The following is a 24328-nucleotide window of genomic DNA, read 5'->3' as shown; positions in this document are numbered from 1 at the left end:
TATAAGGAGACAGGTAAATTTTTAACCGATTTACCGAACGAGGGCAACCCTTTTTATAATGAGCCCAATCTCGCGGCACCCGGCTCTGCAGGGCGGCGAAGACCGAAGGCGCGAGCGATGCGGATCGCGGAGGCAGCCGGTTGCGGATTAGCAGCGGGCCCCACATGAGAAGAGCTGATGGTGCCAGAGGGAAGCAAGAAAGGAAGCGGGGGGGAAAATCGAGGGAAAAAGGGGACGGCTGGCGCCGCCGGAACCGGGCGGTGCCACGATTGGCCCGGCATCGGCGCCGGGCGGGGTCTGCTCCACGGAACCGTGTACGCTAGGTGCGACGCCCCCGGGGTCTGCGGGGCCCGCCGAAGTAGCTTTGGGTCAGTTCGCGGGTGCCGACGGCCAGAGGCAGCAGGTCTTCGTGCCGTTTCAGCGTCTCCGGCAGCGAGGGGCCGTCGGTGATGATGAAATCGTCCTCGCCCAGGCAGGTCTTGGCGAAGAAGCGCCCGGCGGCGCTGCAGAAGATGTTTATGCTAAAAAGCTCTCCGTTCACTTCCAGTTCAGACGAGTGCAACAGCATTTCTTCGTCCACATCTCCCCCCGGAACCCATAACACTAAATATGAAGACATGGATCTAACAGCAAGAAATGCACCAAGGGGAGGGAAGCCCGGGCGTAACGGGATAGGAAATGCGGAAAGCCCCATCCTTCTTGAAGAAAACAAATGAGCGCCGAATAACTGACGCTCATTAAGGATGGGAGAAAAGGAGTAGAGTCTGCTTTTTCCCGAAATTTTGGCGTCAAAGCCGCTAAATGGCGGGAAGGGATCCCGGGGCGGTTATTTGACCCGGGTAACCACGTAGTCGGCAAGGTCGGCAAGGGCCTCCCTGGCGACCGAGGCCGGGAATTTCTCCAGGTGTTTCTTGCAAAGGGCGACATGCTCCCCGGCCGAGGCGACGGTGTGCTCGATGCCGCCGTAGCGTTGCACCAAGGCCAGCACCTGGCCGAAGTCCTCGTCCGAGAGCAGGTCCTTCTCCACGACCGAAGCGATGAAATCGCGCTCCGCCTCGCTGCACTGCTTCAGGGTATGGATCAAGGGCAGCGTGATCTTCCCCTCCTCGAGGTCATGCCCGATGCTCTTGCCGAACTGCTCCTCGCTGGCGGTGTAGTCCAGGGTGTCGTCCATGAGCTGGAAGGCTATGCCGAGGTCCATGCCGTAGTCCGCAACCGCCTGCCTGAGTTCCGGATCCACGCCGCCGAGGATGGCGCCGACCTCGCAGGCCGCCGACAGCAGGATGGCGGTCTTGCTGCGCACCACTTCGATGTAGCGCTCCACAGTGATCTCCAGGTCACTGGTGCAGACCAGCTGCAGCACTTCCCCTTCCGCGATCATGGTGGTGGCGTCGGCGAGTACCTTGAGGATGCCCAGGTCGCCGTCGGTCACCATGAGCGAGAAGGACTTGGAGAAGAGGAAGTCGCCGACGAGAACCGAGGCTTCGTTCCCCCAGAGGGTGTTGGCGGAGGCCAGGCCGCGGCGCAGGTTGGCGTTGTCCACAACGTCGTCATGCAAAAGGGTGGCGGTGTGGATGAATTCCACCACGCTGGCAAGCGGCACGCTGCGGCTCCCCTGGTAGCCACAGAGCTTGGCCGCCAGAAGCACCAGCGCCGGGCGTATCCTCTTCCCGCCGCTGGAAAGCACGTACTCGCCCACCTTGCGAATGAGCGGGACATCCGACTGCAGATCCTTCTTGAACTGCAGTTCCACGTTTTTTAGATCTTCCCCGATCAGGGCAAGCGCTGCATCCATAATAAGGCCTCGGTTCTGCGACTCGCACTAGGGCTGTCTTACACTTAGAAAATATTAACGGCACGAAATCGCGCCGTTTTTTTGCACCAGCCGGGCTGGAAATTTTAATGGGAAACGACGCAGCACTCTAACAAATCCGTATTCATTATTCAAGGCATTTCGTCTGCAAAGATGAGGCGGAAGCAGGGAAAACGGGCGGGGAGGGGGGTGCGGAGACGGCGAAGAAAGGGCGGGACCGGGACGGTCCCGCCCCCTTCGTTCAGGCTGCGCGCTGTTCCTGGTTCACCAGGCCGCAGAGCTTCATTTCCTTTTCGAGTTTCGCCTTGGTCAACCCCAGGGCCCGGCACATTTTCTCCCGGTTACAGCCGTAGCGCTCCATGGCCATGAGCAGCAGCGCCTTCCTGAGCGAGACCGAGAGTTTGTCCATGACGTGCTCCTTCGAGGTCGCCGAGATCAGGGCGAAAAACGGTTGCAGGCTTCTCTGGAAGAGCTGTGCGCTCTCGTCGACGTGCATTTTGCTGTCCTTGTTCATGTTTCTCACCCTCATCAAGTTGGATGCGATCTCGTCCATATCCTCGTTCACCAGCCGCCAGACATCCGGATCGTAGGCCACGGTCAACACCACGGCGACACGTTGCGCGTCAGGAGGCTGTTGCCGTTTGACCAGCACCACCTCCATCGCGCCGAACCCGTCTCCCGCCGTACAGGCCCCTCTATGATTGCTAACCATGTCCCACCTCCCAGTCGCGGTATCGAATCAGGAGCCCGGACCGCGCTCCCTGTTCTTCTTGATGGCACCCTTTCCGATTCAACTGCCGTACCAATTCCGCGGGCCGACGCCTTGGTGCGCCAAGTGCCGGATTCTGCGCGACTCCACCCCCGAGGCGGCAACGGCCGCCCCGGCGCTCTGCTGAAAACCTTGTTCACATGTTGCACATCGACCACTCCGGCTGTGCAATATAATACCTCGCGTGGGAGGTCCCTCCCCCCCCAAGCGCCGCCCGCCCTCGTACTTGAATAAAATTTAATCTGTGTTATCATGCCCCGACACACATGAGAACGAAGCGGGCAACACCCTAATCAAAGCAGGAGGGTACATGCAAAAGCTGCAGCTTTGGGAGCGCTACAAGAACCGGCTCTACCACCATTCCGAACTGGACCTAACCGTCGATACCAGCCGCATGAACTTTCCCGACTCCTATCTGGAGGAGATGGAACCGCGCCTGCAGAAGGCCTTCGAGGAAATGGCCGAACTGGAAGCGGGGGCGGTGGCGAACCCCGACGAGCAGCGCATGGTGGGGCACTACTGGCTCAGGGCGCCGGAACTGGCGCCGACACCGGAACTCGCCGAGGAGATCCAGGCCACGCTCGCCTCGGTGAAGGCCTTCGCCTCCTCCGTGCACCAGGGCAACATCGCGGCTCCCGACGGACACCGCTTCGAGAACCTGTTGATCGTCGGGATCGGCGGCTCCGCCCTCGGCCCCCAGTTCGTGGCGGACAGCCTCGGGGGGGCAAAGGACCGCATGAAAGTGTTTTTCTTCGACAACACCGATCCCGACGGGATGGACAAGGTGCTGGCCGAGATCGGCACGGGGCTCCCACGGACGCTGGCCGTGGTGATCTCCAAAAGCGGCGGCACCAAGGAGACCCGCAACGGCATGCTGGAGGCGCGCCAGGCGTTCGAGAAGGCCGGACTTAATTTCGCGGGCCACGCGGTCGCCGTGACCGGCAGTGACAGCGAGCTCGACCGCACCGCCTCGCAGGAGGGGTGGCTGGGCATGCTCCCCATGTGGGACTGGGTCGGCGGCCGCACCTCGGTGACCTCGGCGGTCGGCCTCCTCCCGGCAGCGCTGCAGGGGATCGACATAGACCAGCTCCTGGCCGGCGCGAGGAGCTGCGACCAGGCGACCCGCAGCCGCGTGACGAGGGAGAACCCCGCGGCGCTGCTCGCCCTTTCCTGGTTCCACGCCACCGGCGGCAAGGGGAAGCGCGACATGGTGCTCCTCCCCTACAAAGACCGGCTGATCCTTTTTTCCCGCTACCTGCAGCAGCTCATCATGGAGTCGCTCGGCAAGGAACTGGACCGGGACGGGAACAGGGTGCTGCAGGGAATCACGGTTTACGGCAACAAGGGCTCCACCGACCAGCACGCCTACGTGCAGCAGCTGCGCGAAGGGGTTCCCAACTTCTTCGTCACCTTCATCGAGATACTTAAGGACCGGGAAGGGGCGTCCATGCTGGTCGAGCCGGGAGCCACCTCGGGAGACTACCTCTCCGGCTTTTTCCAGGGAACCAGGTCTGCCCTCTATGAAAAGGAGCGCGAATCGGTTACTATCACCGTCCGCGAAATCTCTCCCGCGACCGTCGGCGCGCTGATCGCGCTCTACGAGCGGGCAGTCGGCCTGTACGCGTCGCTCATCAACGTGAACGCGTACCACCAGCCGGGGGTGGAGGCGGGCAAGAAGGCCGCCGGCAGCGTGCTGAAGCTGCAGGGGGAGATCCTGGAGATGCTGCGGCGCCAGCCCAACCGCGACTTCACCTGCACGGACATGGCCATGACCCTGGCACGTCCGGAAGAAGTCGAGACCGTGTTCATCATTCTGCGGCACCTGGCCGCCAACCCCGCCCACGGGGTCGGCGTCACCCCCGGGGACAAGGTCTGGGAGAACAGGTTCCGCGCCGAATAAATAGCCGCAACCCCTAACGCAGAAACGAAGAGTGGAAAAACGGTGGACCTCCAATAAGCCAGACGCAGAGGAGCAGATGAAGACAGTAGACCTGAGAAGCGACACGGTAACACGCCCGTCGGAGGCCATGCGCCGCGTGATGGCAGCCGCCGAGGTGGGCGACGACGTTTACGGAGAGGACCCGACGGTGAACAGGCTGGAGGCGATGGCGGCCGAGCTCCTTGGCAAGGAGAAGGCCATCTTCGTCCCCAGCGGCACCATGAGCAACCTGACCGCGCTCCTTTCCCACTGCGGGCGCGGCGACGAGTACATCGCCGGGCAGGACGCCCATATCTACCGCTGGGAAGGCGGGGGGGGCGCCATCTTCGGCGGCGTCCAGCCCCAGCCCCTGGACTTCGAGGAAGACGGGACGCTGAGCCTGGACCGGGTGCGCCGCGCCGTCAAGCCGGCGGACCATCACCACGCCGTGACCCGACTCCTTTGCCTGGAGAACACCCAGGGGGGACGGGTGCTCCCCCTCCCCTACCTCGAGGAAGCGGCCGGCGTGGCCAGTGAATTGGGGCTCGCCATGCACCTGGACGGCGCACGCGTCTTCAACGCCGCGGTCTATCTCGGGGTTCCGGTGGGGGAGATCGCCCGGCATTTCGATTCCGTGTCGGTCTGCCTTTCCAAGGGGCTCGGCGCGCCGGTCGGCTCCGTCCTTTGCGGCAGCGCCGAGCTGATCGGGCGGGCACACCGCTGGCGCAAGGTGGCCGGCGGAGGCATGAGGCAGGCGGGGATCCTGGCGGCAGCGGGCATCCACGCCCTGCAGCACAACGTGGAACGGCTGGCAAAGGACCACGAGAACGCGGAGCTCCTCTCCAGCGGGCTGGGTCACATCGACGAGCTCCTGGTGACCCCGGCGCGCACCAACATCCTCTTCGTCACCCCCCCGGCGGGAACCGCCCCGCAACTGTGCAAGGCCCTGGCCGCCGAGGGGATCCTGATCGGGGGAGGCGAGGTGATCCGCTTGGTCACCCACCTGGACGTGGACGGCGCCGGCGTGGAGCGCACCGTATCAGCCTTCAAGCGCTTCTTCGCGAGCAGGGGCAACTGACATGGCAGAGATAACCTGGAACGATTTCGAGCAGGTGGAGATCAGGGTGGGAACCGTGCTGGAGGTGGAGGAATTCCCCGAGGCGAGAAAGCCCGCCTACAAGCTGGTGGTCGATTTCGGCGAGGCCGGGGTGAGAAGGTCGAGCGCCCAGATCACGAAGCACTACACGCGTGAGGAGCTGGTGGGGAGGCAGGTGCTCGGGGTGTGCAACTTCCCCAGAAAGCAGATCGGGCGCTTCTTCTCCGAGGTGCTCATCACCGGGTTTGCAGACGATAACGGCGACATCGTGCTCGCCGCCCCGGAGCGCCCGGTCCCCAACGGCAGCCGACTCTGCTAGAAAAAAAAAGATGGGGCGAATCACCGTTCGCCCCATCTCGTTTGTTAAGGTTCACCCCTTGCACCCTCGCCCACCGGGAGAGGGGGGGCGAAGGCCGGGTGAGGGAGATGCCGTTTCGGCCCAGCCTTCTCCGCAGAGAAAGAGGCCCCTCACCCCGCCCCTCTCCCGGAGGGAGAGGGAGGAAGGCTTGCCGCTCATCCTACCTACCCCTTGATCCTCAGCGCCTCCGCGTAGACCGCGCTCTTGTGGAGCCCGGTTTCCAGAGTCACCCGCTTCACCGCATCCTTCAGGGACATCTCGTCCGACGCCAGGTACTTTTGCAGCAACTCCTCCATCCCCGGGCCGGCATTCGACTCCGGCTCCTGCGCGGGGGTCACCAGTATGGCGACCTCGCCCCGGACCTCCCGCCCGCGCACCTCTTCGATGAGCCCCGAGAGGGTGCCACGCAGAAACTCCTCGAACATCTTGGTCAGCTCCCGCGCCACCACCACCTCGCGGTCGCCGAGCGTCTCCAGCATGTCCTCGAGGGTCGCCAGCAGGCGCTTGGGAGATTCATAGAAGATCAGCACGGCCCGCTCCCCAGCGAGCGCCTGCAGCCTCTCGCGCCTCTTCCCCTGCTTGTTGGGAAGGAAGCCGGCGAAGCTGAAGTAGTCGGTGGGAAGGCCCGAGGCGGAGAGCGCGGTGATGGCGGCGCAGGCGCCGGGAATGGGAACCACCGAGATGCCGCAGGCCACCGCGTCGCGCACGAGCTGATAGCCGGGGTCGGAGATGCAGGGAGTGCCCGCGTCCGTGATCAAGGCGACGCTTAGCCCCTCGCGCAGCCGGTCCAGGATCTGGTCCCCCTTCAGTTCCTTGTTGTGGTCGAAATAGGAGGTGAGCGGCTTGGAGATGCCGAAGTGGGTGAGGAGCTTGCGCGAGTGGCGCGTGTCCTCGGCGGCGACCAGGTCGACCTCCTTGAGGATGCGCAAGGCGCGCAGCGTGATGTCCTCGAGGTTGCCGATCGGCGTGGCTACTATGTAAAGAGTTCCGGGCATAACGGCAAGAAGCCGTTCTATGTTCTACGTTCTATGTTCTGTGTTTAAAGCCTCTCGGGTTTACGTAGAACATAGAACGTAGAACGTAGAATAGGTTCTATTTCCCCCAATCCCGCGCGTAGCGGAAGTCACGATCGATGGTGCGGTTGGAGACCTTGGCGATGATGGGGAGACGGCGCTTGAAGTGCGACCCCTGCACCTTCTTGTGCACGTTGTCGATGAACTGCGCGTCGAAACCGGCGGCCACCAGCTCCTCCCGGCTCATGCGCTGGTCCACCATCCGGTACAGGAGTTCGTCGGCCTCCCGGTAGGTGAAGCCCAACTCCTGCTCGTCGGTCTGCCCGGCCCAGAGGTCGGCGGAGGGCTTCTTCTCGATCACCTCGCGCGGCACCTCCATCGCCTCGGAAAGCGCCCAGACCTGGCTCTTGTAGATGTCCCCGATCGGGTTCAGCGCGCTCGCCATGTCGCCGTGCAGCGTGCCGTACCCAAGAAGCAACTCGGTCTTGTTGCTGGTCCCGAGCACGAGCCCGCCGACGGCCGCGGAATGGTCGTACAGGATGGTCATGCGCTCGCGGGCCATCTTGTTGCCGCGCCGCATGTTGTCGGCATCCGGGGTCAGGGTGAAGTACGCGTCGATCATCGGGGTGATCTCGATGACCTTGAAGTTTATCCCCAGGCTCTCGGCGACCAGCCTGGCGTGGGCCTCGCTCTCGGGGTTGCTGGTCCGGTACGGCATGCAGTAGGCATGCACGTTCTCGGGCCCGAGCGCCTCGGCCGCGATGTAGGCGACCAGCGCTGAGTCGATCCCGCCGGAGAGCCCGAGCACCCCCTTGCGCACGCCGACCTTGTACACCTCGTCGCGCACGAACCCGACCAGGATCTGGCGCAACAGCTTCGTATTTACAGTCAACCCGCCCATTAGCAGCCTTTCTCCCTGTCGATGCGTTTTAACTCTTTCACGGTGATGGCTAGGTTCTCGTCCCGCATCATCGGGGAGAAGATCCGCTCGCGCCTGAGGGCGCCGCCATCCACCTTGGCCAGCACGAAGTCCTCTTCGAGGATCGCGCCCCGGTCGGTCATCTCGCCGGAGGGAGAGATCGCCTCGGAGCCCCCCCAGAAGTTGATACCGTCCTCGTAGCCGACGCGGTTGCAGTAAAAGACCCGGCAGTTGAGGAACATGGCGGTCGTGGTGGTCAGCTTCTGCCATGCGGCAGCGGAGCCCAGCCCCTCGGACTCGGTCACCCCGCGGCCGGGGCTGGAGGAGAGGCAGATCAGGGTCATGGCGCCGTCCATCGCCAGGATGTAGGGGGCGGAGAGGTGCCACATGTCCTCGCAGATCAGCATCCCGATGCGGCCAAAGCGGGTGTCGAAGGCGCGGAAGCGTTCCCCGCGGGCCATGTAGCGCTGCTCGTCGAAGAGGCCGTAGGTCGGCAGATAGACCTTGCGGTGCACGTGGCGTATCTCGCCCCCCTCGAGGTAGACCGCGGAGTTGAAGAAACGGAAATCGGTCGACACCTCGACGAAGCCGATGGCTATCGAGATGCGCTCGGAAAGTTTCTTCAGCTTCTCCATCTGGGGAGAATCCAGGCGCAGCGCGACTTCGGGCACCAAGTCCTTCAGGAAGTAGCCGGTGAGGGCCAACTCGGGGAATACGACCAGGTCGGCGCCGGCGGCGACACCCTTCTCGATGGCGGCCTCGGCGAGGGCCATGTTGTCGTCCAGGCAGCCCAGCTTAGGCTTTATCTGGGCCAGGGCAACGGTAAAATCCATGAGCTTCTCCGCAATTTTTTTCTCATTACTAGCACAGCGAAAGAGGCTTTGTAAACCTGAATGCTTCATGAGAGTTGGCGTACCCCTCCCCGCCCCCCTCCCCTTCGTGGGGAGGAAGTGACGGCGAGCGAGGACAGCGGCTAGAGCAGTATGACGAGGACGACCCCGCCGGCGATCACCGAGAGGTTGCAGACGGCGGAGACACCGTGCAGCTTGGAGAACTGGCGGCGCATGGGATCTTCCTTCGGGGTCGTTTCAAATGAAGGGATCTGCTTCTTGATCTCGGCGGCCTTCGGCTCGATGTAGAAGGCCTGAATCGAGGAGAGCGTCAGCATGACGGCGATGATGGCGGCCGCGAGGACCGTACCCTTGCCGGCCATGACCACGCGGCAGATGATAGCGATGACGCCGCAGGCGACACCCCAGCGGAAGTAGCCTGGGAAAAAGAGCCCCACAATGCGAGCCGCGACGTCCCGGCTCTCGGAGCGGAACAGGATCGGTGTGAGCACGAAGGTGAAGAGGGCGGCCCCTCCGAGCCAGAGGGAGATGGCCAGACGGTAGATCGCTGCAACAACCTGCATGTACGTTCCTCCTTGGTGGTTCTTTTAAGCAGGGCGAATGATTATCCGCCCCTACAGTGCGGTAGCGATGGCTTCTCCCTCTCCCGGGATGAGCGGGGATGCTCAGGGATCTCCTCCCTCTTCCCCTGGGAGAGGGGATTCTCTCCCGGGAATAGGGAATGAGAAGGAATCTGCACCCGCTCTAGTAGGCGAGATCGAAGGCGTTACGGATATGGTCGATGTCCGGCAGGTCGTGGTCGTGCAGCACGATGGCGACCACGTCGAAGCGCGCCTCGGCATCGTAGAGCTTCTTCCTGGAGAGCCAGACCAGCGCCGCCTTGGAAATCTGACGCTGCTTGAAGGGCGTCACCGCGAGCTGAGGCGGCCCGTAATTGTCGTTCTTGCGGCACTTCACCTCGATGAAGACGATGGTGCGTCCGTCACGGGCGACGATATCGATCTCCCCGCAGGGACAGCGGAAGTTGCACTCGACTATCTTGAAACCCTGCCCTTTCAGGTAGGTGGCTGCGATGGATTCGCCGGTGCCGCCGACAGAACCGTTGCTTTTGTTGACTGGCATAGCCGCCCCCCGCAGTGATAGTGCCGCCCGGTGAACAAGACAACAGTGTAACAGCAAGTACAGTGACCTGATAGCGAAGGCTGGAAAATAGTCAGCTAGAAGGAGAAAAGTCCGGTAGAAGGCTCGCAGGGGGCTGCACCCGGCTCGGCGGGGCAGTGTTCCTTGACGCCGCTGAAGCTCTTGCGGTGGATCGGGCAGGGCCCCAGTTCCGCGATGGCGGCGAGATGCGAGGCGGCGCCGTACCCCTTGTGGCTGGCGAAGCCGTAACCGGGAAACTGGGCGTCGTACTGCACCATCATGCGATCCCGGGTGACCTTGGCGATGATGGAAGCGGCGGCGATGGAAAGGCTCAAAGAGTCCCCCTTTTTCACCGTGCGCTGCGGGATGTTCATGGGAACGCTGGAGATGCCGTCGATGAGGAGGAAGTCGGGGGCGACGCTCAGGGCACGCACGGCGTCGCCCATCGCGGAGAGCGTGGCCTGGAGGATGTTGATGCGGTCCACCAGGGCATGATCCCCGATGCCGACGCCCACAGCCAGGGCCTCGCGGTAGATGACGTCGAAGAGCTCTTCCCGTTTCTCCTCGGTGAGTTGCTTCGAGTCGTTCACCCCGGGGAGAAGCATGCCCGTGGGGAGGATGACTGCGGCAGCGACCACCGGACCCGCCAGAGGACCGCGCCCGGCCTCGTCCACGCCGGCGATGCGAGCGTAGCCGCGCCGCAGCACCTGCCCTTCCAGTGCCAGCATGTCGATGGGAGCGTCCGGGTTGTCGGGGAAAAGACCGGTCATGGTAAAACCTGAACCATTGGCCACGGAGAAAATCTGAGAACTTCTGAGAAACCCAAACAGAAGCGAAGCTTTTGGGTTACCCCTAACGTCTTTCGCCTCTCTCCGATTTTCTCCGATTTTCTCCGTGGCTGACGGTTTTGCGCTTTCGGGGTGAACAAAAAAAGCCCCGGTCGCCGGACCGGGGCTTTTTCGACTGCGAGCCTGTTACTGGCCGGCGACGTATTTTCTTTCCTTGATCCTGGAAGCCTTGCCGCGCAGCTTGCGCAGGTAGTACAGCTTCGCACGACGGACCTGGCCGCGGGTCACCACCTCGATCGCCTCGATGGACGGGGAGTGCAGCGGGAACACCCTCTCCACGCCGACGCCGTTGGAGATCTTCCTCACGGTGAAGGACTCACGAATGCCGCCGTTCTGACGGCCAAGGCACACGCCCTGGAAAGCCTGGATACGGCTCTTGTCACCCTCGACGATCTTAACCTGCACCTTGATGGTGTCGCCCGGAACGAAAACCGGGATGTTCTTCTTCATCTGTGCCATTTCAATCATGTCAATCTTGTTCATTTGGTACTTCCTCCCTTATCTGGAACCTCTAGCCATAAGACTTAATACTGACAGTTGACCTGCGTTACTCGACTACCAATCTATCCATTTGGCGCCTAGCGCCCGAAAAGCCTGTCCAGCATGATCGATGCCGCGGAGCGTACCGAGAGGTGGTTGTAATCACCCGCTCCCTTGATCGGCTCCAGCACCAGATCGCTCTTGTTGAACACCTGCTCGATGAGCCCCCAACCGGTTCCCAGAAGCAGCAGATAGGGCTGCTCGGGATCGGCGTCGATGAGCCCCTTCAGCTCTGCGAACGTCACGCTGTTGGGTCTGCCTGAGGCGCCGGTCACGACCACCTTGGGCCTGCGTCCGTTACGGCTCTCGATGTCCGCGATGGTCGACTCCAGCGACTCTTCACACTGCAGCGTCTCAAGCGCCATCTTCCGCTTGGGGTTGTAGGTGGAACCCCAGCCGGTGAGCCAGTGCTCCCGCACCTTCTCAACGAGCTTGATCTGCTCCACGACCGGGGTCACGATGTAGTAGCGGGCCAGACCGAAGGTCCGCGTCAACCGCGCCATGTCGTGGATGTCCAGGTTGGTTACCGAGGTCGCAACCACGTCCTTGTGCTTGTCGTACACCGGGAAGTGGATCAGCGCCAGGCTGAAGTTAGCTGCCGAGGTCATGCGCTTCCACCTTCCGCCTTCGCTAAAGCTTCGGTGGACAGGTCCGCCTTCGCCAAGGCTTCCACCTTCACTGAAGTTTCGGTGGACTCGTCGGCGGACAATTTCGCCGGCTTCGCCTTCACGTTGGGGTCCAGCCCCAGCTCTTTCAGAAGTTTCTTGTCCTGCTTGCTCCACTCGATCCCGTCGAGGAGCTCGGGACGGGAGGCGAGCGTTCTCCTGATCTGCTCCTTCCTGCGCCACTTGGCGATTTCGGCATGGTTGCCGGAAAGGAGGATGTCGGGAACCTTCTCGCCCCTGAATTCGGGAGGCCTGGTGTACTGCGGGTACTCCAAAAGCCCGTCTGCAAACGAATCGTACTGGGCCGACTCTTCGTGCCCCAGCACCCCCGGCACCAGCCGGGACACAGCGTCGACGATCACCATGGCGGCGATCTCCCCGCCGGTCAACACGAAATCCCCCAGGGAGATCTCGTCATCCACGAACAGGGTGCGCACCCGCTCGTCGACCCCTTCGTAGCGGCCGCAGATGATGATGAGCCCTTCCTCGCGGGAAAGCTCCTGCGCCACCTGGTGGGTGAAAGGGCGCCCCCCCGGTGTGGTGAGGATCACCTTAGAACCCGGCCGTTTTTCCTTGACCGCCTCGATGGCGCCCGAGAGCGGCTCGACCTTCATCACCATCCCGGCGCCCCCACCGTAAGGGGAGTCATCGGCGGTGGCGTGCTTGTCCAAGGCCCAGTCGCGGATGTTGTGCAGGCCGATCTCGATGAGCCCCTTGTCGCTAGCGCGCTTCAGGATGCTCTCGGTCAGCGGTCCCTCGAACATAGCCGGGAACAGGGTCAGGATGTCGAATTTCATAGATCGAGCAGCCCCTCGGGAAGAGAGACCGTCATGCGACCTGCTGCCAGGTCAACAGACAATACGACGTCCTCGAGTGCGGGGATGAGTACCTCGCGCCCGTCGTGTTTGACCACGTAGACGTCGTTGCTGCCGGTTTCGATGATGTCGACCAGCTCTCCCAGCTCTTCCCCATCCGACGTAACAACCTGGAGCCCCAGGAGGTCGGACCAGTAGAACTCGTCATCGGGGAGTTTCGGGAGCGCCACCCGGTCGGCGTAGATCTCGCTGCCGACCAGGTGCAGCACCTGGTTGATGTTGTCAAACGGCTTCAGGGTCAGGATGACCCGTTTGCCGTTGGGCTTGGCGGAGACCACGGAGAATTCCTCCATGACCCCTTTCGGAGACGTGATGGAAACGCTCTTTAGCTGCGAGATACTCGAGGCATCCCCCGCAAAGGGAATGACCCGCAACTGTCCCCTGATCCCGTGCGTACCCTGGATCTTGCCAATCAATACTTTGTTACTACCGGACATCTATCACTCTACAATCTTAAGGATGGCTTTCTTGTTGTCCTTTGTGGAGACAGCGTTGAGCAAAGTGCGGATCGCTTTAGCTGTGCGACCTTCCTTGCCTATGATACGTCCCATATCCTCTTTTGCGACGGTCAGCTTGATTACGTTGGTTTCTTCTTCCAACTCCTCGGTTGCTCTCACCTGGTTCGGATCGTCTACAAGTGCCCTGGCGATGGTCTCAACAAGCTCTTTCATGTCGCTATCCTCTGTAGTGTGGGATATCCGGCTGGCCGGTACTAAGAGATATTAAGCGGCAGGGGCGACGAACTTCTCCCAGATGCCGGTCTTCTTCAGGATCTGCTTGACCGTGTCGGTCGGCTGAGCGCCCTTGCCGAGCCACTCCAGAGTCTTCCCTTCTTCCAGGTTGTAAACCGCCGGGTTCTTGTTCGGGTCGTAGGTGCCGACGTTCTCGATGAAGCGTCCGTCCCTGCGGCTACGGCAGTCAGCAACCACTACCTGGTAAAAGGGTTTCTTCTTAGCGCCCGCACGTGCAAGTCTGATCTTTATTGCCATTTCTTCCTCCTGGTATTCTCGGATCCTTGGGATCCGCCATTGCGTGTATTGTGTTTACGATTCTGGTAACTGTATCTGAGTTGGTGCAATAGTCAAAGGCAAGCGGCCTAAAAGGGGAGCATCCCTTTACCCATGCCTTTCATTCCTTTCATCAATCCCTTGGGGCCCATTTTCTGCAACTGTTTGACGACCTTCTGAGCTTCCGTGAAGCGCTTCAGGAGCTGGTTCACTTCCTGTATGCTGGTGCCGCTACCCTTGGCGATCCTCAAGCGGCGGCTGCCGTTAATGATGGTGTGGTTGGCGCGCTCCTTGAGAGTCATGGAGTCGATGATCGCCTCGATCCGTTTCAGCTCCTTCTCGGAAGGCTGGGCGCCCTGCATCTGCTTCATCGCCTTCCCCATGCCGGGGATCAGGTTCATGATCGATTCGAGCGAGCCCATCTTCTTGATCTGCTGCAGCTGGCTTCTGAAGTCTTCGAGGTCGAACTGACCGCTCTTCTTCATCTTCTGCTGCAGACGCTCGGCTTCCTTCTCGTCGAAGGTGGCCTGCGCCTTCTCGATCAGGGTGAGGACGTCGCCCATGCCGAGGATGCGGGAGACCAGGCGGTCGGCGTGGAACACGTCCAGCGCGTCGAGCTTCTCGCCCAAGCCTACAAATTTAACAGGTTTCCCGGTAACCGCCTTGATGGAAAGCGCCGCGCCGCCTTTGGCGTCGCCGTCCAACTTGGTCAGGATGACACCGGTGATGCCGAGACGGTCGTTGAACCCCTGCGCCACGTTGACCGCTTCCTGGCCGGTCATGGCGTCGGCGACGAACAGGGTCTCGCGCGGGGCGAGTTCGTCGCGGATACCTTCCAGCTCCTCCATCAGGTAATCATCGATCTGGTGGCGGCCGGCGGTATCGTAGATGATGACGTCGAAACCGTTCAGGGTCGCGTAGCGGTGCGCCTCGCGGCAGATGTCCAAAGGCTTCTGGCTTGCTAGCGAGTTGAACACCTCGATGTCGAGCTGGCGGCCGAGCACCTTCAACTGCTCGATCGCGGCCGGGCGGTACACGTCGGCCGGGACGAGGAGCGGCTTCTTCCGCTGCGCCTTGAGGTACTTGGCCAGCTTGCCGCACGAGGTGGTCTTACCGGCGCCCTGGAGGCCGACCAGCATGATCGCCACCGGCGGCTTGGCCGCAAGATCGAGCGAGTTGTCCTCGCTGCCGCCCATGAGGAGCACCAGCTCGTCGTGGACGATCTTGATCACCTGCTGCCCGGGGGCAAGGCTCTGCAGCACCTCGGTGCCGACGGCACGCGTGCGCACCTTTTCGACAAAATCCTTGACGACCTTGAAATTTACGTCGGCTTCGAGCAGCGCAAGACGAACCTCGCGCAACGCATCCTTGACGTTGTCCTCGGTCATCACCCCCTGCCCGCGGAGCTTCTTGAAGACCAGGTCGAGTTTATCGGAAAGAGTCGCGAACATCTATAAGCCTATAAGTCGTCGAAATGACGTATTTATTTTCCAGAAAAAACCGCACGGCCCGGCAAAAGCGCACAGGTATCCCGCGGCAAGAGAGTCACTTTAGTGGATATAGTCGCAAATTGTCAAGCGAAATTATCGGTGACAACGTCAGTTACGGCCGCAGGACCGAGCGTGCGTTGAGCATGGTTTCCGCGATGGTGAACATGTTGGTCACCCCGCCGGCGGCGAGCGATTCCTTCTTCTTGAAGAAGTCGAGGCAGATGCCGCAGGAGAGCACCTCGACGCCGCGGTTGCCCAGCTCGTTCAGCGTCTCGACCACCTCGGACCCCTCGACTGCGAGCAGCACGCCGGTATTGACGAAGAAGATCCGGTCCGGCAGTTCGCTCAGGTCCAGAAGCGTCATGATGAAGTTCTTCATCAAGAGGCGTCCCAGATCCTCGGGGCCGTCCCCCATACGGTCCGAGCCGATCAGCATCACCGTCGGGCCTGCGGCAACGGCAGCAGCGGGAGCCGCTTCGCGTGCAGTCGGGGTGCCGGGGCCGGTAATGGTGAAGGCGAAGCCGCCTTCGAGCTGTTCTTCCTGCACCCGGTAGCCGCGCCCCTGGGCGAAACGCTTCACGTTCTCGCGCGGCGCGCCGTCATCGAGCAGCACGCGCAGTTCCGCGCCCTGTGCCGCCTCGAGCGCCCTCTTCACCTGCACGACCGGCAGCGGGCAGGCCATCCCCCTCACGTCAAGGTTGTTCATTGCTCTTCTCCTATCTTCTCGAAGCTGTCTCCGTTTTTTCTGTACAGGTCGCGTGGCAAGAGCCCCGCGGCGGCAAGCGTCCCTTCAACCTCGCCCCGCACGTCCTCGGCGTACCGGATCGCCAGACCGCAGTCGGCCGCGAGCGCACGCGGCGCCGGAATGAGCAGGATCTTGAGTTGTTTATCCTTGAGCAGCCGCTCCGCCTCCATCACGCGGTGGATGGAATTGAAGATGGCCACGAAGTCTCCGTCTTTTATCACAACAACTCCTTATACTGAGCGCAAAGCAACGCCATAGAAGCACATTGACAAAGAGAGGTCAAACCCATAGTATTACCGACCCGAGAGGTAAACATGGAAACCGTGCTTTACGCAGCGGCACTCGTAGTAGTGGCCACGTTGATCAACATCCCCTTGGGGTACCAGAGGCAGTCCTACCCGAAGTTTTCCTTCGGCTGGTACTTCTACGTCCACATCTCCATCCCCGCCATTATCTACTTCAGGATCAAGACCGGTCTGGGGTGGGGATTCATCCCCTTCAGCATATCCAGCGCCGTGTTCGGGCAGATCATCGGCGGCAGGATGTACCGCAAGAGACACCCCGTTGAAGACGAGCAGTAAACGCCCCAAGATGAAACGGCCGGCCCCGGTCACCGATCTCCTGACCGCCCTTTTGCGCGGCACCCCTGCCGAGTTGCGGCTCAAAGAGGGGCGCATCTGGGAAGTGTGGGACGAAGCGGTCGGCAGCAAGATCGCCCTACACGCCCAACCTGCCTCCTTCCGCGAAGGCACCCTCACCCTTCATGTCGACAGCTCCCCGTGGCTGCAGCAGCTCACCTACCTGAAGAAAGACCTCATCGCCAAGGTGAATGAAGCCCTGGACGAGGAGTTGGTAAAAGAGATCCAGCTCAAGGGGGGCAAGGTCAGATCAGCGGCCGCCAAGCCCCAGCAGGCGCCGAAGCGGCGCAAGCTGAGTGAGGACGAACAGGCCTGGATCAAGGAACAAGCCGAAACAGTCACCGACCCCGAACTCCGCGCCGTCTTCGAAAGCCTCATCCGTAAAGACAAAGAACACCAGGACAAAGGCTAAAAGCATTAACGCAAAGGCGCCAAGGAGGCTTAAGGGGTTGCACCCGTTTCGTCTCCGCGACTTTGCGGCTCCGCGTCTTTGCGTTGAAGCCTATAGATTCTCAGCTTTTCATCTGAATAACCACTCCCCTCACCTCTGACCATCAGGGGGGGCTCCACTTTCAGCTCTCCCGTTCTTCCCTTCGCCAACTCGATCATGAACATCCTGGCGTCCATCGAGCTGTTGCCGTGCACCATGCGCAGCCGCAGCGGCGCGAGCTTTTGCTGAGCCGCCTGGGCCATAAGCTCAGCCAGTCGGCAGGTGTGGTAGATGAAACAGATGCGGCCGGAAGGTTTCACCAGATACTTTGCCGCCGCCATGAAATCGGCCAGCGTCGCGCTCGTCTCGTGTCGGGCCTCGTCGCGTCCGGCGCGGGGGCTGATCTTTCCGGTGCCGGGACGGCGGTACGGAGGATTAGAGACCACCAGGTCGAAGCTGTCCACCGGGAAGCGCGTCTTCAGGGAGATCACGTCGTCCTGCACGATGTCGACCCGTTCCGAGAGCCCGTTCAGGGCGACGTTGCGCGCAGCGATATCGAACATGGCCGGCTGGAACTCGATTCCAGTGACCGAGCAGTTGCCGGAGAGGCGTGCGAGGAGCAGCGCGATCACACCGCACCCGGTCCCGAGGTCCACGCAGGACTCACCGTTTCGTACCCCGGCGAAGTCCGCCAAAAGCAGCGGGTCCACCGAGAACCGGTACCCGTGTCGCGGCTGTATGATGCGCAGGTCGTACCCGGAGAGCTCGTCCAGGGTTTCCAGGTCAAAGTTGAGATTCTGCATTCAAGAGTCCATAGATGCCTACTCACGCAAAGCCGCAAAGGCGCAAAGGGGAAAGTCAATGACTTCCGGTTTCCTTTGCGTCTTGGCGGCTTTGCGTGACAGTGTTCGGTTTATGGTCTGGCCCCTTTCGCCCTGCGCGCCAGCCAGACCTCGCGGCCGAGGAAGAGGGCGAAGATGGCGAAGGATACCAGGGTCAGGGTCTTGCCGATCTTGAACGGCGTCGGATCGAAAACCATCTCGACCTTGTGCGTGCCGGGGGTCAGGTAGATGCCGCGCAACACGTGGTCGACCGGGTAGATCTCGGTCGGCTTGCCATCCACCGTCGCCTTCCATCCCTTGTAGTACTTCTCCCCCATAACCAGCATCGAGTTCATCGACACCGCGGCGTCGAGGTCTATCTTTTCCGCCTCGTACTTGTTGATGCGCACCTGCCCGGGGCCCATCACCGGGAGAGCGGCGCCGGGAACCAGCATCGGGATGGGGGGGGCCGACTCCACCAGCGCAACCACCCTGAGATCGAACTGCGGGTTCTGCAGGGCGCCCAGTGCTTCGGTGGCGCTGGGGACCTGGACCGCAACCGGTGTGAGCCACGCCTTGGGCAGGACATTGGGGTTCTCTAGAATCATCCTGTTTCCGTCCGGGGAAGTGAAAGCCGGCCGGTACTTGGCGAGTAAAGTCCCCTTGTCCTGATCGAACTGCTGCTTGGTCAGCAACAAGTACTTCACGTTGATGATGTCCGGCATACTGGAAAGCAAGTTGAAGCTGTCCAGAAACTCCTGCCAACGGCGCTGCTGAACCGGATTGGAGGTGAACATCACCGGTATGCCGGCAGTCGCGTACTGCATCGGGTCGCCGTCCATGGGGATCACCCGGTATTCCTTGGGCATGGCAGAAAGGAATTGGATTTCAGGTGTCTTCACCCCCTTGACCTGCTGGGGCTCGTTGGTAAGAACCAGGAATTTGGCGTTCACTCGGCCGACGTCACAGATGAAAAGGGCGAGTAGCAGGTAAATGAGCATCCGGGCACTCAAACGCCCACGGTAGTAAAAGAAATACGCCCCGGCGAACAATGCGGAGAGACCGGCGGCAATCCCCGTCTCCTGCACAAGGTTCCCCCAGCGCTGTGCGACCAGTTGCTCGCTGGAGGCTTGGTACCTCGTGGGCTGGGCCAGCATTTCCAGAAAGAGATTCACCCAAGTGCGTGCCCCAGCCACCTCGATGACCAAAAACAGCAGGAGGGCAATAGGAACAAGGGCAACCCCCGTGATGTACCGCTTGAACTCACGGCTCTGGCGCAGCGCCGGGTCGAGCAGCAGGTCGACGGCACGCGCGGAAAGGACTCCCAGCCCAAGCACCGGGATGAACATCATCATCTTCGGCACCCTGAACCGATTGATGCCGGGAAAGTAGTCAAAGAGCAGGTTGTAAAACGGGGTGTACTTGCCCATCGAGAAGAGCACACCTACCACTACGGCTGCAAGTGCTAGCCATGTGTACCGGTCGCGCCTGAAGATAAGGGGCAGGGGCAGCAGCAACCACGGGAGCAGCCCCATATAGCTTACGGTCTGGGTGAAGTTCATCCGTCCCCAGTAGTAGACATCGATGTTGGTTGGGTTATCCCCCCCCTCCTGGCGTGAAAAACCGAAAAGGCCCGGGATGACAAATGCGGCGGTTTCCTCGGGCGGCATCGACCACGACATCGCCTCTTCCCGGTCAAGCCCCCCTTTTGCCGTCTTCTGCCCAGAGGTCGCGACGACGTTGGCACCGCTGTTGACGCCACGGTTGGTCTCTTTGGCCCAGTTGGCCAAAGGTGCGAGCGAAATGGCGACGGTGGTCAGGAAAAATACCAGCAGTGCCACGTTAAGCCCAAGAAGGCGCGCGAATTCCTTCCCCACTACCTGTTCCTCCCTGAGGATGAGTATCGACCTGGCGATGCCGTAACATGCCACGGCAAGGCAGGTGTAATACGCTATCTGCCAGTGAGTGTGGAAGAACTGGAGAGCGAGGACTACCGCGGTAGTAAGAAAATACACCAGGCGCCTGGTCTGGAACCCCTTTTCAAAGAAATAAAAGACCCACGGCACAAACGAAATGGTAGCCAACTTCATGACGTGACCGGCGTTGATCAGCGATGCGTTCTCCGGTGCCAGGACAAAAATCAGACCGCCCAAAAACGCGCCCAGCCTCCCTGCGCCCAGCAGTCGGCACAGGTAGTAGGTGCCTGTGGCGGCGAAGAAAAAGTGCAGCACGATATACCAGGCGACGTTCGCCGGTGCGGGAAAAAGCCAGAAAACGAGGTTGCGCAAAAAAAGTAACTGGCCGGACGCGCCCCCCCCTTCCAGGGTGAGCCCGCTGTTGACATAGATGTTCCAGTCGGCGACGAGGTTGACCTTCCACAGGTCCAGAAAGGCCCTGGTCCCGTAATCCCTCACCCCCCAGTAAAACTCGGCGATGATGTCCGGAGCACGGATGATCTGGTGCGTAAAGAGGATCTTGGAAAAGAAAAGCAGCAGCACGGCCAGCAGCATCGCCAGAAAAAGAAGATCTTTGCGGCGTTCATTCATAAAGACAAGGCTCCGAAAGTGAAATACATTGGGGCAAAGTAGCCGCTAACACCGAGGCGGCGCGAGACGTGCGGCTCCGGCATAAAACTCTTGCAGCCGCTGCGCCGCGGCCTTCCAGTTGAAGTTCTGCAACAGGTGCGTTCGCGCCGCGGCACCTATCTTGAGGCGTCGCTCGCTGTCGGAAAGCAGCCCAACAGCATGGTGCACCATCTCCTCCCAGCGATCGGGATCGCACAACATGCCGGACTCGCCGTCGCGGATGTACTCGGCCAACTGCCCGACTCGATCGGCCACTACCGCCCGCTCCGCCAGTAACAGTTCGGTGAGTTTAGCGGGACACTTGGTCCGGTTCACCAGAGTATCGGCGAAGGGATAGATGGCCACGTCGCCGGCGGCAAGAAGCTTTGGTATCCGCTCCGGCTCCGTCCACCCCGCCATGACAAGCGCGCCTGCAAAACCGGCTTCCTGTGCCGCTAAGCGCAGCGCATCCTCCTCACCGTGGCGTCCCTTGCCTACCACCAGAAATCTCACCTGCGGAACCTGTGCAAAGATTTCGGAGCAGACGTAATGCAGCTTCTCCTGGCTGAATTCGAAAAAACGCGTGTACAAAAGGATGACCGGGGCCTGCCGGTCGATTCCCAGCTCGTCGCGCGCCACCGTCCCGTCGTTTTTCCCCAGTTCGCGGACGCAGTTGGGGAGGTAGAGCAGGCGCTCCGGCAGCGCCCCAGCGGCCACGCAAAGATGCTCCAGGCCCCGGCTTGCCACCGTCACCGCAACAGCATGGCGCAGCAGCCACCGTTCCTGGAAGCGGTAGAAGCGTTTTTCCGGCCCCGAATAGGCATGCAACTCGTTCATGCCGCCGTCGCCTTCCCAGTCATCAGTATCGACGAACAGGGGGGGTAACCTCAGTCCAAGACTTTGCAAGGCGAGGTGCATCATCGCAGCGACACCACCATACCCTTTTGGCTTGAACAGGTGCACAAGGTGGGCTTTTTCCGCGAGCGCCGAGCGGAACATGCGCCAGGCGAGCACAGGAACGGCAAGAACCTTGTGGCTCGGGCCAAGCTCTACGTTCACGAGCCGCACGCCGCGTACCACTTCCGTCTTTCCGGAGTCCTCGGGGTTCGTGTAGGGAGGGGCGATGACCACGACCTCGTGCCCCAGGGCCTGGAGCTCCTCGGCAAGCGGGATCATGCGAGCCAAAACGGTCCCCTTGGGGCGAATCCCGAACGGTGCCAGGAAGACTATTTTCACCTGCACTCCTTTGCCAGTTGCCTGGTGCTCTGCCCGGCCTGCCACATCAGAAGTTAAAATAAATAAAACCTGCGTTGCTGTCCATATTAAAGAAGAGCAGCCCTGCCGTGAGTCCGAGATACACTCCCCACCGGATCCACAGTGGCGCCTGGAAAAAATCCTTTTGCGCCAAGTTCCGCTCCCGCACCAGGTAGACCGACAGCATGAGCACGCCCGATACCGAGACGATAGCGAGGTCGGTCGCCCCCTGAGCCGCAAAGAGGTCGGCTAACCCGGAACTTCCTTCGAACAGGTGCGCGACGACGTAAAAAGCATCGGAAACCGAGGCCGCCCTGAAAAAGATCCAGGCAAAACAGACCAGGTGGAAGGTGAAGAGGGTCTGCCAGACCTTAAGCAGCCCCGACTTTTCCACCTCAAGGCGCCGGTGCATCTTTTTCTGCCAGGGCTTGTAGAAGACAGACGACGCGAGGTAGATGCCGTGCAACCCGCCCCAGATGACGAAACACCAGCTGGCACCATGCCACAACCCAGAAGCCAGGAAGGCGATCAATAGGGCAGCTGCCGTCCCCCAGTTCTTCCCGGCACGGAACTGCATCTGGAGCGGCTTGAAGATGTAGTCAAGAATGCAGCGGGAAAAGGAAATGTGCCAGCGCCGCCAGAATTCGGCCACCGACCGTGACAGGTACGGTGTCGCGAAGTTCTGCGTGAGCCGGATGTTTAGCATGCGAGCCGTTCCCAGGGCCATGTCGGTGTAGCCCGAGAAGTCGTAGTAGAGCTGGAAAGCGTAGAGGTACGTCGCAATCCAGAGGGTCAGCCCGGTGTAGGCATGCACGTCGCCGTAGACCGTGTTGACGTACAAGGCAAGGCGGTCAGCCACAACGGCCTTCTTGAAAAGTCCCCACCCGAAAAGGAGCAGGCCTGCCCGTATGTTTTCCTGGTCGAACGGTTGTGCCTCACGCAGCTGCGGCAGGAGATCGCCAGCCCGTTCTATGGGCCCCTGCAACAGTTTCGGGAAAAAGGCGAGGTAAAGCGCGAAGTAGCCCGGATGGCGCTCGGCCTTTTCCATCTCGAGATACACGTCAACCAGGTAGGAGACAGCCTGGAATACGAAATAGGAGACGCCGATGGAAACAAGGACGCGCCCTTCCGGAACCGCAAGGCCCGAGGACACCCCCTTAAGCAGGAGGTTCAGGTTCCCTTCGATGAAGGGGAGATACTTCATGCCTGCAAGCACCAGGAGGTCGGCACCTACGCCGCTCCAGAAGAAGGCCCGCTTCCAGCGTTGCTCTTTGCACCGTTCGATGCCGATGCCGCAAAGGTAGGTGACGGCGGTAACGCCAAAGAGCGCCATCAGCAGGTACAGGTGCTTCAGCGTGAGATAGAAGTAACAACTCCCGGCAAGGAGCACCACCCAGCGAAACCTTGCGCCGGCAAGGAGCAGTGCCAGAAACACGAGCGGAACGAAGAGGAGGTATTCGATGGAATTGAAGTTCATCTGCCGCCCTCCCCGGAAGACGCTATCGTGCTCATGCCGTCTCCTCTGGCGGGAAGGGTGGAACGGAGCATGTTTGCCGTGGCCTCGGCGAGGACAGCTTTGCCGTGGGCGGTGTAGTGCGTGTCGCTCGCAAAATACAGGGGCGGTATTCCAGGCCGGTTGTAGCGCTCATAGAGCGTGTAGACATCGATGTTCTTCACGCCGAACTCGGTCAGCCTGCTGCAAAGGCGGGGGATGAACCGGTCATACGAAGGCGCACCCTTGACCAGCCCCCGGTAAACCGAGTACTTGTCCGGGATGACCATGTACACAAGGTCAATGTTGTAGCGTTCCTTCAGGGTGGCAGAGAGCTTTGCGATGTCCCTGGCAGCCGCGACAACGACAGCGTCAGTCTTTTTCACCCTGCTGAACTCTACGTCACGCTGATAGAAAAGCATGTTGGGGTTCAGGGAATACGCGCCTATCGATTTGTCGACGATGTTCAGGTACTTGAACCTGAAGTTCTTGAGCCGGGACTCCAATGGCCCGACCATCACGTTGTGCTTGAAAAAGTATTCGACGTCGTTGTTCTTGAGCACCTTGAAGGCGAGGGCGTCGAGCTCGTTGCCGGCCGCCGCCCCCGCTCCGTTGTAGGTACCGGACCTTTCCAGCGCGCTGCGCTCCACGGTTTCAAGAACAAGGATCCTCTTGCGGTCGCCCCGGTATCCGATGTGCTGCAGGTAGGACAGGGGATAGCTTTGCGGCTCGAAGAACTCTTTGGTGGCAAGGTTGTGCACCTTCCCCCCCAACCGCCGGCCGAGCTCGTTGGCAAAGATATCGGAGGCAAGGGCACTGTTGAAAAACGAGTCGCCAAGAGTGAGAACGTCAGCCTCTTCCAAGGTGGCAGCGGCCGAGGGCTTTCCCGCCGGGATCTCTTCCCGGAAGCGGTCGAGGTCGCACATCCGGTACTGGTCGCCCAGGATGTACGCCGTGGGCTCCTTCGGGAGAAACAGCCTGCCGACGGCAGGAAACTTCCCCCCGACAACGACGAACGCGGCGAACAGCATCACTGCGGTGTAAAGACATTTAAGGCTTTTGGTCATTCTGAGCTTCCGTGG

At 61.0% G+C, this 24328-nt stretch carries 27 protein-coding genes and 1 pseudogene; 5 read left to right on the top strand and 23 right to left on the bottom strand.

The window, feature by feature from the left end; translation table 11 throughout:
• Positions 1 to 319: 319 nt before the first annotated feature.
• The 3 genes from KOM00_RS04735 to KOM00_RS04725 all read right to left on the bottom strand — a co-directional run bounded on the left by KOM00_RS04735 (position 320) and on the right by KOM00_RS04725 (position 2525).
• Positions 320 to 580, bottom strand: a complete 261-nt coding sequence (locus tag KOM00_RS04735; protein WP_239027563.1) for a hypothetical protein — start codon at positions 578 to 580, stop codon at positions 320 to 322.
• A gap of 246 nt (positions 581 to 826) precedes the next feature.
• Positions 827 to 1795 carry a polyprenyl synthetase family protein gene (locus tag KOM00_RS04730; protein WP_216497684.1) on the bottom strand — a complete coding sequence of 323 codons (969 nt, stop codon included), beginning with the start codon at positions 1793 to 1795 and terminating at the stop codon, positions 827 to 829.
• A 259-nt stretch (positions 1796 to 2054) separates the two neighbouring features.
• Entirely contained in the window at positions 2055 to 2525 is a 471-nt protein-coding gene (locus KOM00_RS04725) for a hypothetical protein (RefSeq protein WP_216497683.1), read from the bottom strand.
• 367 nt (positions 2526 to 2892) lie between these two features.
• Between KOM00_RS04725 and KOM00_RS04720 the strand changes: the two genes are divergently transcribed.
• From KOM00_RS04720 to KOM00_RS04710, 3 genes are all read left to right on the top strand, one after another.
• Entirely contained in the window at positions 2893 to 4482 is a 1590-nt protein-coding gene (locus tag KOM00_RS04720; RefSeq protein WP_216497682.1) for a glucose-6-phosphate isomerase, read from the top strand.
• A 76-nt stretch (positions 4483 to 4558) separates the two neighbouring features.
• The gene (gene ltaE / locus KOM00_RS04715) at positions 4559 to 5578 is read left to right on the top strand and encodes a low-specificity L-threonine aldolase (RefSeq protein WP_216497681.1); all 1020 of its coding nucleotides are present in this window, start codon (positions 4559 to 4561) and stop codon (positions 5576 to 5578) included.
• A 1-nt stretch (position 5579) separates the two neighbouring features.
• Positions 5580 to 5915: a tRNA-binding protein gene (locus KOM00_RS04710; protein ID WP_216497680.1), complete on the top strand. Its 336-nt coding sequence runs from the start codon at positions 5580 to 5582 to the stop codon at positions 5913 to 5915.
• Between the two features lie 203 nt (positions 5916 to 6118).
• Here KOM00_RS04710 and rsmI read toward each other — a convergent pair whose 3' ends face one another.
• The 15 genes and pseudogenes from rsmI to KOM00_RS04635 form a co-directional block, all read right to left on the bottom strand.
• Positions 6119 to 6949: a 16S rRNA (cytidine(1402)-2'-O)-methyltransferase gene (gene rsmI, locus KOM00_RS04705; RefSeq protein ID WP_216497679.1), complete on the bottom strand. Its 831-nt coding sequence runs from the start codon at positions 6947 to 6949 to the stop codon at positions 6119 to 6121.
• A 97-nt stretch (positions 6950 to 7046) separates the two neighbouring features.
• Positions 7047 to 7868 (bottom strand): NAD+ synthase, encoded by an 822-nt coding sequence (locus tag KOM00_RS04700; protein WP_216497678.1) that lies wholly within the window; start codon positions 7866 to 7868, stop codon positions 7047 to 7049.
• Entirely contained in the window at positions 7868 to 8719 is an 852-nt protein-coding gene (locus KOM00_RS04695) for a nitrilase-related carbon-nitrogen hydrolase (RefSeq protein ID WP_216497677.1), read from the bottom strand. The genes KOM00_RS04700 and KOM00_RS04695 overlap by 1 nt, the downstream gene beginning before the upstream one ends.
• A 140-nt stretch (positions 8720 to 8859) precedes the next feature.
• Positions 8860 to 9300 carry a DUF4149 domain-containing protein gene (locus KOM00_RS04690; RefSeq protein WP_216497676.1) on the bottom strand — a complete coding sequence of 147 codons (441 nt, stop codon included), beginning with the start codon at positions 9298 to 9300 and terminating at the stop codon, positions 8860 to 8862.
• Between the two features lie 181 nt (positions 9301 to 9481).
• Positions 9482 to 9859, bottom strand: a complete 378-nt coding sequence (locus KOM00_RS04685) for a YraN family protein (protein ID WP_216497675.1) — start codon at positions 9857 to 9859, stop codon at positions 9482 to 9484.
• Between the two features lie 95 nt (positions 9860 to 9954).
• Complete coding sequence (locus KOM00_RS04680; RefSeq protein ID WP_216497674.1) at positions 9955 to 10647, bottom strand: ribonuclease HII; 693 nt, start codon at positions 10645 to 10647, stop codon at positions 9955 to 9957.
• Between the two features lie 204 nt (positions 10648 to 10851).
• Positions 10852 to 11208: a 50S ribosomal protein L19 gene (gene rplS, locus KOM00_RS04675; RefSeq protein ID WP_129124523.1), complete on the bottom strand. Its 357-nt coding sequence runs from the start codon at positions 11206 to 11208 to the stop codon at positions 10852 to 10854.
• A gap of 95 nt (positions 11209 to 11303) precedes the next feature.
• A complete protein-coding gene (locus KOM00_RS04670) occupies positions 11304 to 11873 on the bottom strand; it encodes an RNA methyltransferase (RefSeq protein WP_216497673.1) in 570 nt (189 codons plus the stop codon).
• A gap of 137 nt (positions 11874 to 12010) precedes the next feature.
• Positions 12011 to 12727, bottom strand: a pseudogene (trmD, locus tag KOM00_RS04665) (tRNA (guanosine(37)-N1)-methyltransferase TrmD); the annotation flags it as partial.
• Positions 12724 to 13242, bottom strand: a complete 519-nt coding sequence (gene rimM / locus KOM00_RS04660; protein ID WP_216497671.1) for a ribosome maturation factor RimM — start codon at positions 13240 to 13242, stop codon at positions 12724 to 12726. The gene rimM and the pseudogene trmD, both read right to left, overlap by 4 nt.
• Positions 13243 to 13245: 3 nt before the next feature.
• Positions 13246 to 13476: a KH domain-containing protein gene (locus KOM00_RS04655; protein ID WP_216497670.1), complete on the bottom strand. Its 231-nt coding sequence runs from the start codon at positions 13474 to 13476 to the stop codon at positions 13246 to 13248.
• A 51-nt stretch (positions 13477 to 13527) separates the two neighbouring features.
• Positions 13528 to 13794, bottom strand: a complete 267-nt coding sequence (gene rpsP / locus KOM00_RS04650) for a 30S ribosomal protein S16 (RefSeq protein ID WP_135869506.1) — start codon at positions 13792 to 13794, stop codon at positions 13528 to 13530.
• Positions 13795 to 13901: 107 nt separating this feature from the next.
• Complete coding sequence (gene ffh, locus KOM00_RS04645; protein ID WP_216497669.1) at positions 13902 to 15263, bottom strand: signal recognition particle protein; 1362 nt, start codon at positions 15261 to 15263, stop codon at positions 13902 to 13904.
• Positions 15264 to 15414: 151 nt separating this feature from the next.
• The gene (yedF, locus tag KOM00_RS04640; protein ID WP_216497668.1) at positions 15415 to 16008 is read right to left on the bottom strand and encodes a sulfurtransferase-like selenium metabolism protein YedF; all 594 of its coding nucleotides are present in this window, start codon (positions 16006 to 16008) and stop codon (positions 15415 to 15417) included.
• The gene (locus KOM00_RS04635; RefSeq protein ID WP_216497667.1) at positions 16005 to 16268 is read right to left on the bottom strand and encodes a DUF3343 domain-containing protein; all 264 of its coding nucleotides are present in this window, start codon (positions 16266 to 16268) and stop codon (positions 16005 to 16007) included. Before KOM00_RS04635 ends, yedF begins: the two co-directional genes overlap by 4 nt.
• Positions 16269 to 16361: 93 nt before the next feature.
• Here KOM00_RS04635 and KOM00_RS04630 point away from each other — a divergent pair, with 93 nt between their 5' ends.
• A complete protein-coding gene (locus tag KOM00_RS04630; RefSeq protein ID WP_216497666.1) occupies positions 16362 to 16628 on the top strand; it encodes a hypothetical protein in 267 nt (88 codons plus the stop codon).
• Positions 16612 to 17097, top strand: coding sequence for a DUF721 domain-containing protein (locus KOM00_RS04625; protein ID WP_236026742.1), 486 nt, complete (start codon positions 16612 to 16614; stop codon positions 17095 to 17097). The genes KOM00_RS04630 and KOM00_RS04625 overlap by 17 nt, the downstream gene beginning before the upstream one ends.
• A 29-nt stretch (positions 17098 to 17126) precedes the next feature.
• Here KOM00_RS04625 and KOM00_RS04620 read toward each other — a convergent pair whose 3' ends face one another.
• The 5 genes from KOM00_RS04620 to KOM00_RS04600 form a co-directional block, all read right to left on the bottom strand.
• The gene (locus tag KOM00_RS04620; RefSeq protein ID WP_216497665.1) at positions 17127 to 17918 is read right to left on the bottom strand and encodes a tRNA1(Val) (adenine(37)-N6)-methyltransferase; all 792 of its coding nucleotides are present in this window, start codon (positions 17916 to 17918) and stop codon (positions 17127 to 17129) included.
• A 110-nt stretch (positions 17919 to 18028) separates the two neighbouring features.
• A complete protein-coding gene (locus KOM00_RS04615) occupies positions 18029 to 20482 on the bottom strand; it encodes a YfhO family protein (protein ID WP_216497664.1) in 2454 nt (817 codons plus the stop codon).
• Between the two features lie 45 nt (positions 20483 to 20527).
• A complete protein-coding gene (locus KOM00_RS04610; protein ID WP_216497663.1) occupies positions 20528 to 21736 on the bottom strand; it encodes a glycosyltransferase family 4 protein in 1209 nt (402 codons plus the stop codon).
• Positions 21737 to 21782: 46 nt separating this feature from the next.
• Positions 21783 to 23231 carry an MBOAT family O-acyltransferase gene (locus tag KOM00_RS04605; RefSeq protein WP_216497662.1) on the bottom strand — a complete coding sequence of 483 codons (1449 nt, stop codon included), beginning with the start codon at positions 23229 to 23231 and terminating at the stop codon, positions 21783 to 21785.
• A complete protein-coding gene (locus KOM00_RS04600; protein WP_216497661.1) occupies positions 23228 to 24313 on the bottom strand; it encodes an alginate O-acetyltransferase AlgX-related protein in 1086 nt (361 codons plus the stop codon). The genes KOM00_RS04605 and KOM00_RS04600 overlap by 4 nt, the downstream gene beginning before the upstream one ends.
• Positions 24314 to 24328 lie beyond the last annotated feature (15 nt).

The organism is Geomonas diazotrophica, assembly GCF_018919385.1.
Lineage (GTDB): Bacteria > Desulfobacterota > Desulfuromonadia > Geobacterales > Geobacteraceae > Geomonas > Geomonas diazotrophica.
Note: the sequence above shows the minus strand (reverse complement) of the source record. Positions and strands in the feature narration are given on the sequence as shown.

Excerpts from the sequence above, each read along its gene's own strand:
- KOM00_RS04730 (WP_216497684.1), bottom strand. The coding sequence starts at position 1,795 with ATGGATGCAGCGCTTGCCCTGATCGGGGAAGATCTAAAAAACGTGGAA.
- KOM00_RS04725 (WP_216497683.1), bottom strand. The coding sequence starts at position 2,525 with ATGGTTAGCAATCATAGAGGGGCCTGTACGGCGGGAGACGGGTTCGGC.
- KOM00_RS04720 (WP_216497682.1), top strand. The coding sequence starts at position 2,893 with ATGCAAAAGCTGCAGCTTTGGGAGCGCTACAAGAACCGGCTCTACCAC.
- ltaE (WP_216497681.1), top strand. The coding sequence starts at position 4,559 with ATGAAGACAGTAGACCTGAGAAGCGACACGGTAACACGCCCGTCGGAG.
- KOM00_RS04710 (WP_216497680.1), top strand. The coding sequence starts at position 5,580 with ATGGCAGAGATAACCTGGAACGATTTCGAGCAGGTGGAGATCAGGGTG.
- rsmI (WP_216497679.1), bottom strand. The coding sequence starts at position 6,949 with ATGCCCGGAACTCTTTACATAGTAGCCACGCCGATCGGCAACCTCGAG.
- KOM00_RS04700 (WP_216497678.1), bottom strand. The coding sequence starts at position 7,868 with ATGGGCGGGTTGACTGTAAATACGAAGCTGTTGCGCCAGATCCTGGTC.
- KOM00_RS04695 (WP_216497677.1), bottom strand. The coding sequence starts at position 8,719 with ATGGATTTTACCGTTGCCCTGGCCCAGATAAAGCCTAAGCTGGGCTGC.
- KOM00_RS04690 (WP_216497676.1), bottom strand. The coding sequence starts at position 9,300 with ATGCAGGTTGTTGCAGCGATCTACCGTCTGGCCATCTCCCTCTGGCTC.
- KOM00_RS04685 (WP_216497675.1), bottom strand. The coding sequence starts at position 9,859 with ATGCCAGTCAACAAAAGCAACGGTTCTGTCGGCGGCACCGGCGAATCC.
- KOM00_RS04680 (WP_216497674.1), bottom strand. The coding sequence starts at position 10,647 with ATGACCGGTCTTTTCCCCGACAACCCGGACGCTCCCATCGACATGCTG.
- rplS (WP_129124523.1), bottom strand. The coding sequence starts at position 11,208 with ATGAACAAGATTGACATGATTGAAATGGCACAGATGAAGAAGAACATC.
- KOM00_RS04670 (WP_216497673.1), bottom strand. The coding sequence starts at position 11,873 with ATGACCTCGGCAGCTAACTTCAGCCTGGCGCTGATCCACTTCCCGGTG.
- rimM (WP_216497671.1), bottom strand. The coding sequence starts at position 13,242 with ATGTCCGGTAGTAACAAAGTATTGATTGGCAAGATCCAGGGTACGCAC.
- KOM00_RS04655 (WP_216497670.1), bottom strand. The coding sequence starts at position 13,476 with ATGAAAGAGCTTGTTGAGACCATCGCCAGGGCACTTGTAGACGATCCG.
- rpsP (WP_135869506.1), bottom strand. The coding sequence starts at position 13,794 with ATGGCAATAAAGATCAGACTTGCACGTGCGGGCGCTAAGAAGAAACCC.
- ffh (WP_216497669.1), bottom strand. The coding sequence starts at position 15,263 with ATGTTCGCGACTCTTTCCGATAAACTCGACCTGGTCTTCAAGAAGCTC.
- yedF (WP_216497668.1), bottom strand. The coding sequence starts at position 16,008 with ATGAACAACCTTGACGTGAGGGGGATGGCCTGCCCGCTGCCGGTCGTG.
- KOM00_RS04630 (WP_216497666.1), top strand. The coding sequence starts at position 16,362 with ATGGAAACCGTGCTTTACGCAGCGGCACTCGTAGTAGTGGCCACGTTG.
- KOM00_RS04620 (WP_216497665.1), bottom strand. The coding sequence starts at position 17,918 with ATGCAGAATCTCAACTTTGACCTGGAAACCCTGGACGAGCTCTCCGGG.
- KOM00_RS04615 (WP_216497664.1), bottom strand. The coding sequence starts at position 20,482 with ATGAATGAACGCCGCAAAGATCTTCTTTTTCTGGCGATGCTGCTGGCC.
- KOM00_RS04605 (WP_216497662.1), bottom strand. The coding sequence starts at position 23,231 with ATGAACTTCAATTCCATCGAATACCTCCTCTTCGTTCCGCTCGTGTTT.
- KOM00_RS04600 (WP_216497661.1), bottom strand. The coding sequence starts at position 24,313 with ATGACCAAAAGCCTTAAATGTCTTTACACCGCAGTGATGCTGTTCGCC.